We start from the raw sequence: 17,555 nt of genomic DNA on the forward strand, positions 1-17,555 counted from the left end.
GAAGACGTTTTTCCTTTCTGTAGACTCTAATGGACAGTATAGCCATCAAGCCTTGGACAGATAACCCCGTCAACAATTGGACCTTTGAATGCAGCATTAACAATATTGTAGACCACGTCATTCCTTCTTGAAAATAAAATTGAGGGTTACGTATAACAGAACCAGCAAAACTTCTCATTTCGTATCCATCATTTTGCCAATTAGCCATGTACGTATTATTTCCAAACCATTTTCTAAAACTACCTCCTTTGTTACAAGGAAACCATTTAAGTTCGCTATGTTTCGCCTCTTCATTGTTTGAAAAATTCCAACCACAGTTATTGTAGTTTACCTCATGCCAAACCCTTAAAAATCTGTCATTTTTACCCGTTGCAAAACCTTGTTTAGGATAAGCATAGTCGACTAATAATTTGTTATTAAATGATTTTAAAGCTTTATCACTTACCCAATATCCAATCGGACTTCCAGGTATTTTGCTGAATTTTTCTTGATTAAATGAAAAACGATATGAAACTGAAGGATTTTGTACAGCCTCTATTACTTTTTCTCTTTTTTCTGTAGCTGTTCTTTCATCAACTAATCTTAAATAAACACCTAACCCATTATTCATCTTATTATTCCTTAATATAAACGCAGTGGACTGTACAACTTCCCCACCAATTTCTTCAAACGCCCTTGGTCCTAGATGTAACATCGTGTCAATATATTTATTCGAAATGATTTTTCCACGTAGCTTTTCAAAGCTAGATAAAAACATCCATGAATGCTGATTAATCGCTGCATAAAATCCGTTATCTTTTTCATATTGATCCACTTCCATAAACGCAGAAAACAAATCCGATTTGGAATCAGGATAGTTTTTCTTTAGAAAACCAGATAACTCTTTACTCATACTTCCTGATCCCATATACGGTGGATTCATCACGACAATATCGTATTCATTGCGCATGATTCTCGCCTGTTTTATTAAATCAGGTAGAATGTCAAGTGCAATCGTATGATAATCTGCTTGAAATAAATCTTGAACTGGTGCATCTACAAACTCTTGCAACCTCTGTTCTATAAACTTAGTATCGCGCTCGCTAATGTTAATTAGGGAGCCGTATGTTTTGGCATTTTGGTATTGGTTAAAGAATGCTTGTACTTTTTTGAAATTATCACCCTGTTCTTCTCCTGCAATGTAAGCAATCACTTCATCTGCTACATTATTCGTTTCTTGAATCGACGCTAAATGTAATGTAATGCCTTCTCGTTGAATACTGCGCAGGAAACGTTTATTGTATTGCACCGCTTTCATAACAACAGCAAAGCTTGCTAATTGATATGCTCGATCATCAATATCTAAACCATACAAGTTGTTTTCAAGAATTAACTTCGGAATTTCACTTTCCATATAACCACGTTTCCTGTAAATTTCATATAAAACATCAAACATATATACTAAAATATGCCCACTTCCCATCGCCGGGTCAAAGCATTTAATATCTTCTACTTTTAATTCTTTATTGACATATGTAGCAATTTTTTCTTTGAAATCTTCCTTACCATGTTTCAAGAAATAATCCCAATTAACAATTAAGTCTTCATCTTCAGGATGTGCTTCTGTCCAGTAACGTCCTAAAGAATTTTGCACCATGTATTGAACAATCCAATTTGGTGTGAATAGCTGTGTTGCAAATGGAATCTCTTCTTTTGTGTATTTTGATTTTTGTTTAAACACGCGATCTTTTTCTTCTGCAATATAGTATTGATACAACCACCCAATCACTTCAATTTTTCCGAAGCTTTTAGTAAGTTCCCCATTTTGTACGAGTGTATTAATAATTGATTCACGGTCTAATAAGAAGTCCGGCAATAGTAGTTCCGTATAATCCTGAATATTTTCAAACATAAACGGCAGGACTTCGTTTAAAGCGTTACATTGAGCAATTAATAACTTTCGATAGGCACCTTCTGTATCTCCGTTGTTCAGTAGTTCTCTTACTTCTTCATTATTTACTGGTAATTCCATTGATTCAAATTCAGTTAAAATATCTGGATCTACCTGACCTGTACTACTCGATAACACATTCACTCGTTCTGGTAAGTAGTCATGTATTTCCATATAACGAATTGCGATGATGCGATTAAACCATGTGTAAGCGACTTCTTCTAATACTTGTTCATGGCCTTTTTGCTCCAGCTGCTTTTGTAGGGAACTGAATGCGGATTTCAAATATACAGGGTATAGTTCTCCATTAATTAACAGCTGCCCGGATTGTACTTCGATTGTTAGTGCTGTTTTATCATCTATACCAAATAATTTTGCACGTAAGCTAACTTGCCTTAACAACTCCTGACGTGCATTGATCGCAAAGTTTTTTAACTCTGTTTTATTCATCTCTCCCGCTCCTTTTAAAAAAAGGGGGATGACAAAGAAATCCTTGTCTCCCCTAATTATTAGTTAATTTCTAACGTATGGTCTTTCAACTCTTTTAATAGGGCTACACGTAGCTCTTTGATAGCTTCATCTAGTTCGTATTGCGTTTCAATCTTTTTATAAGTAATCATACTTGCAAGATCGGCGGATGAAATAACTTTCAATGTCTTTTCTTTTACATTCTCTACTGGTGCTGGATTGTTGGTATCTGTTACAGGTGTTTTAATGATTCGTTGTTCCTTTTCCTTCGCTTTTCGTTCAACCTGGTCTGTTAACATACGCAGTTGATCCAATTTCATACGAATCGAGACTAAGCTCTCACCTTGCATAATTTGCTCTTTGTTTTGTTTAAAGGATGCGTCTACACTCATGATGACTTCAAGTACAGGTGGATTACTTTGATAATAGTCACGTAAATCTGCAATGCGTTTCTCAAATTGTTGTACTTGCACTAAAATAGCTTGTTTTTGTTCTGTTACTTCGGTTTGAATAGCACCACTTAACTTTTCAACTAACTGTGGCAACTGTGGTATTTCAAGATATGGCTCAAGTTTCGTTAAAATATCCGTTATTTTCTTTTTCACAATAGCCACGGCATCTGACTGCATATATTGTAAGTCTGCTTGATATTGTGTTAATGCTTCTACCGCATCATCAAAACGGTCAACTGGCGATTTTAAATAAAACCCTGTTAATTGGTCGATTTTGTCTGTCCATTCTTCCAGATCATCCTCTAATGCAATAAATTCACGTACTAATTGTTCTGGGTCACGAATTTGTAGTAATTTGTGCACGTCCATCGAAAGGGCATTAATTTCCCGTTCACCGGGATACGGATAGCTAGAATGACGATTTATATCACGTTTGTGCTTGATTTCAGCTAATGGCTTTACTATACGTTCTGACAACGCTTGTTTGATTTCCCTCACGAAATCTTGATAAGAATCACCAACATCTATACGCCCGAAGAATTCACGGAAAATAACTGTAAATTTAAGTCGAATTTTTGGATCTACTTCAATTTCAGGAATGACACGGATTTTATCACGCTCAGATAGCTTGCCTAACTTATCATAAAACTGAGGTGTAATTGGCAAGAAACGTTCGTCCGCTTCTAATAAATGTAGTTTACCTGCTTGCATCAATGCTAGCACTAATCCAATTGTGTCGTATTCACTCCAGCCATAAGGGGCATGGCTATATTTCTCTATAACTTCTTTTAATGACGGTTTTTGATGTAGACGAATGACTTCTTCTAAATAGCGCATCATTTCATCATAAGCCTTGCGGTTACCTGTTTCACCAAGTAAATCATATGCAATACCACTTTCAGCTAATTGACCCCATTGCGCCTTAGCTGACTTGAAAGGAATTGGCGCATCAATATATTCTAAATATTTATACGTGTTTTGGATAAGCATTGTGAATGCTTCGGTTACTTGTGCTTCAAAATTCCCTCGGAATGCGCGCTCCTGCATTTGAATGTAAAATGTTGCTTGTTCACATGCTTTTTGAAGTAAAACTTCTGCTTTTTGTTCAAACTCATCAGTAGAAGCAAGTTTTGCATCATAAATACGATGTTGCGCTTGTGTTGTACTATTGTTACGTTTTAAATTCACATACCGCCGCACTTGTTCAGAGTAACGAATGGCTTCTTCTGCCTCTGCAATAAGTTCTTCGTTCAAATAAATCACCATTTGTCCTTCAACAGCTTGAAGTTGTGCTTCTGTTATAGATATAGAACCAGCATACACTTGCAGTGTTAAGGCATGAGACATATTTCCTTTTGCATAACTATCAAAGCGCTTATTAAAATCAAAGGGTTGTGTGTCTTTGCGATAATCAAACTTTGTCTTTGGATACATTTTCATAAAGAATAAATCACCAATTTGTTCTTTGATTTTACTTGCATTCACTTCCAAGCTGCGGATTTCTTTATTGATTTCTTGTTCTTCATCTGATAGGAATGAATACGTACCATCCGCATGTTTTTCAACGAACATCGCTTGTTCTAGACGGTTTAATGACTCTTTGATAGGTAAGTCCGTTTGATCGGAATCAATAGATTCGAGTAAAAGTGTTGCTATGTTATTCGATGTTGCTTTAATCCCATCAATTCCTTTGATTAAATACAGCACTTTTAATACTTCTACATCTTGTGTAAGTAAATTTTCATGATTTCTTGCTCGATCTTCTGCACGGGAAATGGTTTGTGTAATACTTGATTCTAAGAAGTGACGAATGGACGGGAAAAACTCCGCCATTGTTACAAGACTTCCAACTTTTTCTTTCCTATTTAAGATGGCTGCTTCTTGGAATGCTTTTAATAAGGAGCGTTCTCCACGTGAAGTTGAAGTACCCCCTTCACCGTGGATATTGATTTTTTCTAATACTTTTTGTAAAAGTTCCACTTGGTATGGCACAAAAGGATAAAATGATGTAAATTCTTCTACCGTACGATAGCCAGGACGTAATTGTGTAGTATCTGTATCAAATGACAGACGATTGCGTATTAATTGTTCGATTGGCTCAAACGTTGCTTGTAATGTTTTTTCAGCCGTTTCTGTCTTCTCTAAAATACGGTGTCTAATCACCTGATCAGTATTGGAGCTAGAAAGGTTAATGCGTGTAGCAAAGCGCCCTTGGATTTTAGAAAAGTCATTTGTGCTATGTACAGTCGTAGCTGCTGTGATTTTTTCTTGGGAAGTCACAATAATCCATGCTTGTCCCATCGTAGCAGCACCGATTTCTTCTACTGCATTTTGTAAATCCAGCATTAAACTAGAATCCGTTCCAATATACTGTCCTACTTCATCGATTAAAAAAATAAGACGATACTTTGGACCTTGCAATTTGCAATAGTCAGCAATAAGTTTGGCTAAGTCTATTGCGGATATAGAAGAATTGCCTTTCGTAATTTCAAATAAAAATTTGGCAGACTCCTCATCGTAGCCTATTTCAATTAACGCTGTAATAACTTTTTTACGACGCGTCCCCATCTTTATACGGAATATTTCCCACTCTTCTTCGTATAATTCACGAATTTTATCTTTAAATAGCTGATATTGTGCTTCATTGGCCAACTGTCTTTCAAAGTTTGCAACCCATAACGTATGGGAATAGCCCAAATGACCATTAAATATTCGTAACATGATTTCGATAACACTTTCTTTATTCGTCCGCGCAGAATTGGCACCTGATTCAGACCCAACGTTAAAAAGGAGCGTATCGGATTTCTTTTCATTACTACGAATCATTAGGTTTAATAACTTTTCATCATTAAACTTATCTTCAAAAAGTTCATACGCTTTTTGATTGTCTACTTCTTTACCATCAAGTAGGTAAGAAAGTATTTTCAGAAAATGCGATTTACCAGATCCAAAGAAGCCCGAAACCCAGACACCAGTATCCTTTGTTGGGGATGTGTATGCTTTTGTGTAATTTTGATAAAACGTTTGCAAGTTTTCTAAAATTTCTTTTGTGACAACATACTCTTCAAGCTCATTTTTTATTGTTGCTTCATCTAGTTGACCAGCTTGCACTACTCCGTTAATTGGACGCAATATATCTTTCTTGAATATTCCTTGAATAATCACTTGATTTCCCTCCTTACGAAATACGCGCTATTTGGTATTCATCTTCATTTTCAAAAATGTTAAATAGTTTTAGTTCCAAACCTGTAAAATGTCCCGGATAGAAAAGTATAATTGCTTTACGAAATGCATGATTAGAAAGTTTCTTCAACAAATGACTGGAGCGAAGAAAAGGATGTACAGTTCCAACACCAGTAATGAATACTAATTCAGCGTCATTTACACGCTCTACAAACGTATCAACCATTAAGTTTTGGTCTTCTAGTACGGTTTGTAAGGCTTGCGTCAGCTCCCCATAGCCTTCTTCTTCTGCAATCTCAAGTAACTCATCGATGTCGTCTTCAAACATACTTAAAAGAAATTGAAATAAGTTAATTTCTTTTATATTTAAAGAACTACGTTTGAGTAGACTTTCTACATAGGTACGAACAATGAGCTCATCTTCTGGTGGATAGTCAAGTATATAATGAGGGATTTCACTGCCAATTCCCGTCGGTGTTGTGAACCCTTCCTCATTAATACGAGCCTCCATTGTTTGTAGTCGGTTATAGGTTGTCATAGTTTATTCACCTTCCTTTAGATTGCATAATAAGTAAAGTAGCGGATCATGTTCCTCCGCGTACTGTTTTAGATTCTGGCTTAAATGAAGAGGTACTATTCTATTCTGTTTTTCTAATACTTCAACTAGCTCGGCTTCTTTAAAGAAGCGTAATAATATACCACCAATTCTTTTTTTCGTATCAGGATGCCAGTTGAGAATTTTTTCTGATTGTGCCTCTTTTCGTTCTAGGAAGTAAGCTAAATCAACATATTGAAAGTCGTATTTATTACTTTGGTAATTTAATACAATCACTTCCTGGAAAAATTCATAAGCATAACGATACCCTTTTAAAAAGCTATATAGAACAATAGCTTTTTGATCGAATCGTGAGCCACTTAAATAATAATCTACTAATGACGGACTCAGTGTTTCCGTACGACGGTAAACCATTTGAAATCGCTTGCGAATCCCTGACTCACTTCTCATCTGAAATAAATTTTTTCCGATTACTTCATGAAGTATTTCTCCACGATTTAAGCCTTTTTGTTTGTATGCCAAAACAATGTGTATCTCATGCTGAAACCAACCCTCGCTCGTAAATCCCGCTGAATAGTCCATCATAGTTTAAATTCCTTTCGTAAAATAAAGAAATAGTACATTTATACTTGTTATTATAGCAGTTTTGGTAAAGATAAACCCTCGTTAGAGTATAGCGGAAACACTTTCCACATCCAAATTTCAAGTTTTTTTCAAAACAGTAAATTCTGTTAACCTTATAGGACTATATATATAGTATCACAAAATAAAAAACTTTAATTTACGTCATATACGTAATTAAGTTTAGCTACCAAAAAAAACAAAGTAAAAAGCAGTTACATGTGATTGAATTAATCACACGTAACTGCTCGTTCTGTTTAAGTCTATAGATTAATATACCTTTAGAATACTTTTCACATATACCCCTTTTCTTTAAGCGAAAGAAACTTATGATCACCAATAATCACGTGATCCAATAGTTCCACCCCCATAACACTACCTGCTTCAGCCAATCTCTTTGTAACTTCTATGTCATCAGGCGAAGGAGTAACTGTGCCGCTGGGATGGTTATGAAGACAAATTATAGAAGCAGCACTATGTTTCACAGCTTCTTTATACACCTCCCTCGGATGTACTATCGAGGAATTTAACGAACCAATGAAAATGGTCTTTTTATGAAGCACTTCATTCTTTACATTTAGATACAAGACTACGAAATGCTCCTGCGTTAGTAATGTCATTTCTGCCATCATATACGACGCTGCTTCCTCTGGGGATCTTATTGTATAACGTGTTTTATTCTTTCCAACGTTTCGTACCTTTTTAGCGAGAAGCATACCCGAATGAACTTTCAAAGCTTCATTATGTGTCATGCCTTCCTCTTCCAATTCGGAAACTGTCATCTCTATCAAAGTCCTTAACCCATGGCCTGCTAAACGACCTGTAAATTCAGGTGTTGAAGAGGGTCCGATTAAGACAGCAAGAATGTCCTGTAACTCTATGACCGCTTCAGAACCGACTGCATCATATGTTGCTACTGCTTCACGAGCAGATGAAATATATTTTTTAGTATTCATTTTAATTGTCCCTTCTCACACAAAGCTAGCGCCGAGTGGCACTACCTTTCATGTGCCACTCTTCCCTACCCGGTGGAGGGTTTTTTATGTTATAATTAATCTACATTGTTTTAAAGAATCACTTTTTACGAGACGAGAATCTTCTTGTCTCTTTTTTTTCACCCATTTTTGCTACCACGGTATCATTCCAGCCCAACTTCTTAAGGTTAGAAGCAGTGATGTTTAACACTTTCCATGGATTAACGCCTTCCAAAACCATGTTTTGCGCTAATTCTTTAAGCCCCTCTTCATTGAAACTCCACGATGCAGATATACTGTAATCCCAAATCACATCACCAGTATCAACAGAACCATTTACATCAACGAATGCTTTCAACTCTGCTTTCATTGCTTTTAAAGCTGCTTCAACGCGCTCAATTTCTTTACCTAAACTTACTGCATGATCCATGCTTTTAACTTCCTCTGTCTTTGCTAGTACCATGATTGAATTCCTCCTTTAGATTCCAATATTTCCGCTACCGATAACTTTTACATCACCGTTTTCTATGGACAAGAAAATCTCTTGAATGTCGGTAAGCAAGTTTAGCTTTTTAACTTCTCCTTTGCTATCAAGTTGATAGATACCACCAAACTTAAAGACAAGGAATTTCCTTTCTTTCTTTTCATCCACATAACAGATGAAACATTTCTTTGTACCCCCCTTTTTAACATCGGAAATTAGACTTTCCAATTGTTTTCCAACCATTTAAATCACTCCATTCCCTTTTATTTTTGAAAACAAAAAAAGTCGACCGTACCCCGAAGGATTCAATCGACTTTTAATATATATCACGCAAAAATGCGGAAATACCCATATGGATATGCTTGTATGCAATTTTGTGACGTACAATTACATCTGCCTATCTTTTCCCGAAACGAGAATACAAAGGCTGCAACATTTGTGTCGAATCTCCTTTTGTATAATGAAAAGGTATAACGACTTTCATCAAAATACGATGACTTGGAAACTAATAGAATATAGTTTAAGTTTATCAAATCAATGTAGGCGTCGCAACACTTTGGAAACAGAAACGATTAACTACTTAAAAGCTAAGTAAATCTACAAATTTCTTTAACTTTCTATTTTTGGTATTGTAATAATCTCCAATTCATCATTTGTGTCGTCAATTATTAACGTTGATTTCAGAAAAGCTGTTTTCGGGGGTTCTGTTTTATAAAACATATTATCATATGAATAAACTAATAAAGAAAATTCAAAACCCTGAAGTTTTTGAATATATTCAGGTAATCCAACGCCAATCAGCAATCGAATTTCAAAGTCATCCGTAAAGCATGAAAGCTCAGGATTTTCTTTTTTCTCCAGTGCTTTTGAAGCTGCATAATGATTTTCTCTATACCAATTAGATTTCAGATTCATTAGTTCAAAAATATTATCATCATCAATATCTATTTGTTCTAGTAGGATCTTATAGTTTTGTATAATAGGAGATAAAGAACCTAAGTAGTCCAAAATAAGTTTCTTATCATCTTGCCTATATACCGATAAATCTACTTCCAAAAACTTCAAGTACCTTTCAACATCATGTTCATAAAATTCACGGGTGATTTTTCTCTCAAGTGATACTTTCCTTAAATACTTTAATTTCTTCAAATCGCTAAGTTCCCTGTCTAAATAAATGGCATCAGAACGCAAGGTATCCATTTCAACTTCATAACTTTTTTGAAGTTCTTCCATTAACTTTTCTAGGCTGAAATAATATTCCTGAGCCAGTCTAACTAAATCTTTTACAAGGACTTTTTTTATACCTCCATATTCCTTTTCTGCTTGCTGGTTATTGGAGTACAGGATTAAAACATACTCGCCTAGTGCATGCGAACTTGACCAACTACTAAAAAATCTTACTGAATTTTTAAAGCCAGGTAAATTCCTAGAGTTACCGTTTACTGCATGGATACCAAACCATGCTCTAACTTCTTTAAAGTATTCGCGGTCCGTATACGGTTTACCAAATTCGAACGCATTGAAAATTTCGTTAGAATCAGATTTGTACTCTTTAATTTTTTTAAACACTGAACTAAAGGCTAACCATAGATTTTCTATACTTTCAATGATCATATCGATATCTATTAAAAAATGAGCAAAATTCAATGAACTTTTATTCATATTCCGGTCTAATACTGGTTCTTTAATTCCTTCAATTGCTACGTCTAACCAATCCATACATGAACAAATCTTGCTCCAAGCATTCGCATCTTTATTTTGAGTTGAATAAATACGAACATATGAATTGTTAGAATTAACAAAGGATCTAAATTTTTTAGTTAGCTCTCCATCTAATTCCGCTATCATTACAAACACTCCTCAAAGTAATTTATTGTTTTCAACCAGATTTTAATATTAATAATTAGGAATAAAACTTTAGAAATTGCATTCTACAAACCTTACAAAACATTCGTTCTATAATCATCCCACAAAAGATGAATGTTTTCCAATTCATAGAGATTAGAATTCAGCAAAAAACACCGAAGGAATTAATCCACATCGGTGCTAATTCTGTTCTATATTCATCTTTTAATAACTACTAAACTTGCGAAAACATTCAATCGCAAACGGACAGTGCCTACAATGGCTAGAAGGTGTTGATTGGAATAAATTTTCCGCTTCTTCTGGTAGTAAGTCTAAGATCTCCTGCTTGGAATTGATTTCATTCGCCACACGTAAAGCCCATTGTCTTGAATCCTCCATGTCAGACCGATTAAAAACATGTTTACTCGCTCTCCTGAACCGGAGAAAATATAAGCTACCTTCAACCGTATGTCTATTCTTTAATTGTCCTATAGCCCACGCATACAGTCCTAATTGATGATTGTCACGAACATCGTATCTCACACGATTCGTTTTCCAATCGACTATTTTACTTCCATCTGGTGAAACAAGATCAATATAGCCTTGCAACATCGGGGCAGAATCTGCATCGGATAAAGGTAGTTGAAAATGGATCTCCGTGTTCCCCATATCCTTTGTTAACGGCGCATGACTCACCAACTGCGATAATTCATCCTTGGTTACTTCTGGATGAAACTCAGCTTCAATCATGCCATTTAAAACGGCTTCTGAATGAGATACCCCATTAATTTTATCTTCGACTGCTTTATGAACACCCTTACCCAATGCTAAAGGATATGTCGTTGGTTCTTCGTATCCTTCAATGTATTTCTTGAAGAATCGATAAGGACAGGTTGTGTAAAGATTTATGCGTGAAAAAGAGTAAATCATGATGATCTCTCCTTTCTTCATTTTCTTTCAATAAGTAAAAGGAGACTGGAAACCCAATCTCCTTCTACTAAATTCCCATCAGCTAAAACGGCAGGTCATCATCACTTACCGCAATAGGACCTCCACCTGTTTCGAATTGATTACTATTTTGATTTTGAGCGTTACTGTTACCAACATATGGATTGGGTTGTTTCTGGTAGTTCCCTTGTCCTTGCTGTGGTTGATTGACCTGACCTTGTGGTTTCGGATCTAGGAACTGTACAAAGTCAGCGACTACCTCTGTAACGTATACACGGTCGCCTTTATCATTCTCATAGTGTCGAGTATTAATACGACCATTTACAGCCGCTTGACTACCTTTCTTAAGGAAGTTCGCTGCATTTTCAGCCGACTTTTTCCAAACTTGGATCATGATAAAGTCTGCTTCATTTTCACCATTCGCATTTTTAAAAGGACGATTGATCGCAAGTGTAAAGTTACATACTGCCACACCGTTTTGTGTATATTTCAATTCTGGCTCTTTCGTTAATCGGCCTACTAGGCTTACGTTATTCATAATGTTCTCCTTTTCTCGTAACTGTTTTACAGTCACGTCCCTATTTCTCCTTCGTAAAGGGTGACGGATATTTTAATTAGCGAAAGACATTTCATCTTCCACGAATGTTTCATTTTTATGAGTACTTTTTATGGGCGTTTTCTTTTTATCCATTTCAAGCATGTAATAAAGAAATACGACGTTGTACACGACCTTATCCATGCCGAAGTCGTAGGTTGATAACGACGCTTTCCATGCCCTCCGTGCTATTTCAGTACCTTCTTTAGCCCAACCGCTACGTTCCTCTTCATCTTTCACGTATTCAGCCAACAGTTGATTGAACAACAAATAAATTCGTGCGTTATGACACGACTGAATGACATATTGAAGAAGTTCATTTTGGCGTTCTGCTTGATTTTCAATATGAGCGACGACCATGAACAAAGCAAAGTGTTTTACCAACTCACCATGCTCATACTTTTTCCAATCCCTTAAAACCGATTCTCGATTCTTTTTAAAATCGTTACGATCTTTTCGTTTGTATTCAGCCCATCCGATTAATCGAAGCTGACGTGCATTTAAACTTTCAGCAGGATGTACTGGTTTCTTTCTTTTCCCAAAATACTTTTCACGTACTTTGTTATAAGGAAGACCTGACAACTTTGCTTCAAAGTCCAAAACACCACCGGAAACGCCACAGTACCAACATTTGTACACTTGATCTTGTGTATTTAAAGATAGGTAAAACTTATGACCTTTTCCAGGCTTAGAATCTTCTTCGCAAAACGTGCATTTGCAAAGTATCTCCTTTTTAACGTGAGTCCGAGGATTGAACGTTAGTCCATATTCCTCGGCAACTTTTAGGATCTCTGGGAGCATAATTAAGCACTCCTTTTATCTGCATCTTCCAATTTCACGAAAAACGTAAATCCATTTTTAATACGAGTCTGCATTGCAAATTCGCTACCTTCGAATAGATGCTTCGTTTTCTCAACCGCTTCTTGACCTTGTGCAAAAACCATAGATTGCTTATTATCCGCAATGTTTTTCACATACATTTTCGCAAAAGATACGCCAGCTGGTGTTGTACCTGGTTCGTATTTTTCCATAATGAATGCTTCAAGTGGTTCAGCAGTATCAGAAACTAATTGCTTTTCCTTTTGACCGGGTTCTGCTTGTTCGGGCGATGATTCAACTTGAACATTTTGTTCTTCCATTTGAACCAGCGTGAACGTTTCAAGAAAATTAAAGCCACTTTCATTTTTAATGACCAAAGACAACTCTTGCCCCGTTTGAAAATGACTCAAAGATTCAATTATTTCTTCTTTCTCTTTTACCAAAACAAGACTTACTTCACTGCTTGCTTTGTTCATTACGTTTAATTTTGCAAACGGAACATTTTGTGGACTTACGCCTTTTTCAAAACTTTGTAGGATGAATACCCCTTCGACAGCGTTTTCCTTTGGCTGTTGAATAGGTGCTTCAGGAGTCTGTTGATGCTCAACCACTTCGCTTTGTTTTTCAGGGGCTGGATTAGACTGGTTCGGAATGTCTGCATTTCCACTATTACCATTTTCATTTTCTTCGAGTGACATTTCTTCACGGGTGTACAAACCACCCAATGGGAACTGACGACGAAGTACGAAGACTTCAGCTATTTTCTGGATCATAGCCGAGGGCATTTTATCCCAAACGTTTTTATTTTTATACCGCGAGTTTATTTCTCCTGAATTCGCTTGAAAGTATTCCTGGAAATCAACGAATACAGCAACTGGTCTAAAACGTTTATGATGCATGACTGCGTAAGCACCAAGTATTGGACCACGTTTCTGACCGAATTCATGTCGCACACTTCCTTCTGAAGGGATGAACTCGAATGTATCTCCCTCTCTAACCACGTTAGCGTTGGGAGGCCCTACATAGCCTTCTTGTGTAGTCGCTACACGAAGCAACCCATTGCGAGTAGTAATGAAAGATGTATTCGGTCCATTCTTCGTTTCATAACGTTGAAAAACGATATCACCAAGCAAAGGATTCAAGCCGAATGTCTCACACACTTCAATAAAATGATTCGCCTCTTCTTGCGTTCCTTTTGCTGGCTGTACAAACCGATTCCAAATCAACGACTTCTGTTCGTTTGTAAACGTCAATACTTTTTCCATTTAAACCATCTCCTTTTGTATTTTTTATAAATAAAAAAGTCGACTTTACCCATAAGGGATCAATCGACTTTTAAATAACCTACTCTGGCAGAAAACGAAAGTTGTTTTGTTTTCATATCATTTCATTGCAGTACTCCTTTCTAATTTTTGAAACAAAAAAAGCCGATATCGCCCAAAATGGGATCAATCGGCTTTAAATATATATATCACGCAAATAATGCGTAAGTATCTCGTGTGCGTAAAGCAGTTTTGTGACGTCATACGTCTGCCTAACTTTTCTCAAAGAGAATGAAAATACGAAGGCTGAACATTTGTGTCGAATCTCCTTTAGTAAGTAAAAGGTATGGCGACATTCACCTGAAAATAATGGTGACATGAAAACTAATGAAATATGTATATATTATATCTAACGAAAAATTGGATAGCAAGCTGAAGCGAAATCTTATAAAAAGTTTATAAAACTCTACCTCTCTTTTCTTTTAGAAACAAGAGAAGTAGAATTTTGAATCACTTTTATAATTAACAGAATTAATGAGACTTTTATTCTTTATTTCCTTTATCCAAAGTTTTGAATGACTCAGGAGACTTTATTTCATTATTGAAAAAGTAAGCTTCCGCGGATTTACCAATACCCCATGTACTTGCAGCAGCAATCGATCCTGATACTGCGAAACCTCCTACTGGAATTAGCTTGGCCGCTTGTCGTGCAACTTCCCTTAAACCAAAACCTGCACCGACATTTATACCCGCTGCAGCTAGATATTCCAAAGCAGTTTCTTTTGTTGCTGTTCTTCCAGATAACGCGCCAATCACACTAATCATTAACATTTGAATCGGTACTAACAATGCTATATCAGCAATTGGAATGGGAGTAGAACCTACACCCCCAGCTATAGTTGAGAACCTCTTAATTAGATCCGAGGATAATTTCTTTAATGGTATTGATCTTTTTTGCGCTTGAAAAAAATCTAATTGCGCTGACTCAGGTAAGTTTTTTCCTATAAAGTCTAACAAAGTATTAATATTCCAAAGATCATCTTTCAGTGATGCTACCGGAATAATTCCTAAGTAATCACTACCACTAAGTTCATAACCGTAATATGGAATGTTAGCATTGAGCGGCTTCTTACTCGCATTCAACATGCTGCTTATTACATATTCCATTTGTTCATCTAAGTCAGCCGCTTTAATTGCAAATTCTTCTGGCGGCCACTGTCTTGGATTCTTAAAGGTATCTGCTTTATTTAGTATCATAACCAATGGAATATCATACTTTAGATTTTCTTTAATAAATTTCTTTAGCTCAGCTCTAAATTCCATATCTTTTTCAGCTGCGCTTACTTGTGGCATTGCCATAACATGTAGTATTACGTCTGGCTTATGCTTCAAAATGCTATTTTTTAATGCAGATATTGCATCATCTTCTACTGATTCATCAGGTTTTGACGACTCAAAAACACCTCTAGTATCAACAACCTTCCATGTTGAATACTCTTCAGCAAATGTAATCAAATAGGGTTCGTCTTGGGGCTCTTGGGCTTGGAAGTCATTAGTTTCCGCTACATCTTTTCCAGCCAATGCATTAATCAGTGACGATTTACCATGACCGCGTTGTCCCATTAACATTAATACTGGCGGTCTACTTTCATCAACCAACTTTCTAATATCATCAAGAGCTGGTCCCAAAACCAATTTTTTAATTTGAGATTTTATTGCTTCGTTTTTAACAGGTATTGCATCAAATAGTTCATCAATTGTCTCTAATAACTCCTTAGTTTTTACTTTATCGATAGCCACTTTAATCTTCTCCTTCAAATTATATTTTCTAGTCAAGATTCTTATAACATAAATTGCTTTGTTACGTGTTTTTATGTATTCAATAAACTCATTCTGTGACGTATACCCTAAAATTATCCCATAGACTCCCAGATTAATCAATCTTCAGAATATTACATACATAGCTTAATTTGTTGTATTTGACTTGCAAGGAACCGCAAGACTTTACCAGTTCCATATAGTTAATGTTAAAAGTCATACCTGTAGATTTGCCGCCCATAATCAACAGGCAATAGTAATCATACAACTTTTCATATGCACTGCCTTTTAGAGAATGCTAGCGGCTTGAAACCCAGTTCTGACTCAATTCTTACCTTGGTCTAGATTATTCTAGTAAGGTATCTATTTTACGCCTTCTGCTTCTTTTTCAAATTCCCCTTTACTATTAAGGTAATAAAGTTGACTTTGAACATCGTCTACTTCTCCACGCATATCCATGTCAATTATCACACGAACTTTTATCTTTACTATATTCACTATGATTGACTGTAAATGTTGAAGTGACTCTGCAACGATAATGAGACGCTCATTAAAATGTTGGACCCTCCACTTCAAATAATTAAGTAAATCACTCACATCACCGCGTACCACATACACATAAATCGGCTTTCCTTTAAACTCAATTGCCCCACTAAACGGGTCTTGCGTCGGCAATATTTGTGATCCTGGAAAATGTTGAAACAGTTGAAAGAACAAAAGACGTTTCAAAACACCTTCTATTTTGTATTCAACCCAATAATTACTGTCATAACAATCTTTCAGCCCCACAATGACAGCCCCATTTATCCCAAGTGTAAAAATCGGTATGATCTGTTTGTTCCTTTTCAATTCATGTCTAACAATTTTCTTTTCCAAAACCATTCGTATGAGCCGTTTCTTATCCAATGAAAATAACCTAAAGAGTTGTGCTCCCTCTATTATCCCCACTGCTGCAAGTGCCTCCAATGCTTTACGCTCTTTTGGTGATTCACCGTTGATATAATCTGAAACTTTTATGTTTGATGGTATTCGTGTCCAATGCAAATTCCATTCGTGGGATAAAGAAAAAGCACTAGTTGACATAGATTTCTCCTCCAATTAGATTAATTGATTTTGGCCATAAAAAAGTATAACTCTCACAATATTATTTCCCAGTAATTGTCACAAAAGCTAACCACTAGTTGCCAATGAGTTTACCAGTGGGATAATGACAAGAAAGTGAATCTTATAACATTAAGTATGTTATAAGAAAAAACCTAATCCTACGCATCTATAGCGAAGGATTAGGTTTATCATCTTCTGAAATACTACGTCCGATTTTGAAAATGGGTTGTCTATATTGTCTCATTTTTTAAGTAGACTGATTAGTAGTCGCTTTGATTATAGGCTTAATTCTAAAGGATTATAAATAATTTTAAACTTCTAAAAGAACCTTACCTATACTACTTTCATCTATAACTTCTACTTCAATTTCATTACCTGTATCTACAAAGGGAGTGTCAATATTTATGTGTAAATGACAATCCAACCTTTTCATTGTGAATACACTTATTGCTTTTTTATAACTTACGAGTAGCACTTATTTGCTCTTAATATTAAG

General features: G+C 35.9%; 14 protein-coding genes. All 14 read right to left on the reverse strand.

What is annotated here, in order from left to right:
• Window positions 1-2,380 (reverse strand): BREX-1 system adenine-specific DNA-methyltransferase PglX (gene pglX / locus I2484_RS19065; protein ID WP_207152654.1); only part of this gene is annotated, 2,380 nt, incomplete at its 3' end.
• Window positions 2,381-2,439: 59 nt separating this feature from the next.
• Window positions 2,440-6,015 (reverse strand): BREX system P-loop protein BrxC, encoded by a 3,576-nt coding sequence (brxC, locus tag I2484_RS19070; protein ID WP_207152655.1) that lies wholly within the window; start codon window positions 6,013-6,015, stop codon window positions 2,440-2,442.
• A gap of 13 nt (window positions 6,016-6,028) precedes the next feature.
• On the reverse strand, window positions 6,029-6,571 hold the full coding sequence (locus I2484_RS19075) for a DUF1788 domain-containing protein (RefSeq protein ID WP_207152656.1): 543 nt from the start codon (window positions 6,569-6,571) through the stop codon (window positions 6,029-6,031).
• 3 nt (window positions 6,572-6,574) lie between these two features.
• Window positions 6,575-7,174: a DUF1819 family protein gene (locus I2484_RS19080; protein WP_207152657.1), complete on the reverse strand. Its 600-nt coding sequence runs from the start codon at window positions 7,172-7,174 to the stop codon at window positions 6,575-6,577.
• Between the two features lie 329 nt (window positions 7,175-7,503).
• Window positions 7,504-8,166, reverse strand: coding sequence for a RadC family protein (gene radC, locus I2484_RS19085; RefSeq protein ID WP_207152658.1), 663 nt, complete (start codon window positions 8,164-8,166; stop codon window positions 7,504-7,506).
• Between the two features lie 118 nt (window positions 8,167-8,284).
• Window positions 8,285-8,647, reverse strand: a complete 363-nt coding sequence (locus tag I2484_RS19090) for a hypothetical protein (protein WP_207152659.1) — start codon at window positions 8,645-8,647, stop codon at window positions 8,285-8,287.
• 15 nt (window positions 8,648-8,662) lie between these two features.
• Window positions 8,663-8,911, reverse strand: a complete 249-nt coding sequence (locus tag I2484_RS19095) for a hypothetical protein (RefSeq protein WP_207152660.1) — start codon at window positions 8,909-8,911, stop codon at window positions 8,663-8,665.
• A gap of 366 nt (window positions 8,912-9,277) precedes the next feature.
• Complete coding sequence (locus I2484_RS19100) at window positions 9,278-10,516, reverse strand: hypothetical protein (protein WP_207152661.1); 1,239 nt, start codon at window positions 10,514-10,516, stop codon at window positions 9,278-9,280.
• 222 nt (window positions 10,517-10,738) lie between these two features.
• Window positions 10,739-11,443 (reverse strand): PD-(D/E)XK nuclease family protein, encoded by a 705-nt coding sequence (locus I2484_RS19105; RefSeq protein WP_207152662.1) that lies wholly within the window; start codon window positions 11,441-11,443, stop codon window positions 10,739-10,741.
• 82 nt (window positions 11,444-11,525) lie between these two features.
• Entirely contained in the window at window positions 11,526-12,002 is a 477-nt protein-coding gene (locus I2484_RS19110) for a single-stranded DNA-binding protein (protein ID WP_207152667.1), read from the reverse strand.
• Between the two features lie 69 nt (window positions 12,003-12,071).
• Window positions 12,072-12,857, reverse strand: a complete 786-nt coding sequence (locus I2484_RS19115; protein WP_207152663.1) for a hypothetical protein — start codon at window positions 12,855-12,857, stop codon at window positions 12,072-12,074.
• Window positions 12,858-12,859: 2 nt separating this feature from the next.
• The gene (locus I2484_RS19120; protein ID WP_207152664.1) at window positions 12,860-14,140 is read right to left on the reverse strand and encodes a RecT family recombinase; all 1,281 of its coding nucleotides are present in this window, start codon (window positions 14,138-14,140) and stop codon (window positions 12,860-12,862) included.
• A 540-nt stretch (window positions 14,141-14,680) separates the two neighbouring features.
• A complete protein-coding gene (locus tag I2484_RS19125) occupies window positions 14,681-15,937 on the reverse strand; it encodes a GTPase (RefSeq protein WP_207152665.1) in 1,257 nt (418 codons plus the stop codon).
• A 381-nt stretch (window positions 15,938-16,318) separates the two neighbouring features.
• Window positions 16,319-17,038, reverse strand: a complete 720-nt coding sequence (locus tag I2484_RS19130) for a hypothetical protein (RefSeq protein ID WP_207152666.1) — start codon at window positions 17,036-17,038, stop codon at window positions 16,319-16,321.
• Between the last annotated feature and the right edge of the window lie 517 nt (window positions 17,039-17,555).

The organism is Sporosarcina sp. E16_8 (assembly GCF_017347095.1).
In the GTDB taxonomy this organism is placed as follows: Bacteria; Bacillota; Bacilli; order Bacillales_A; family Planococcaceae; genus Sporosarcina.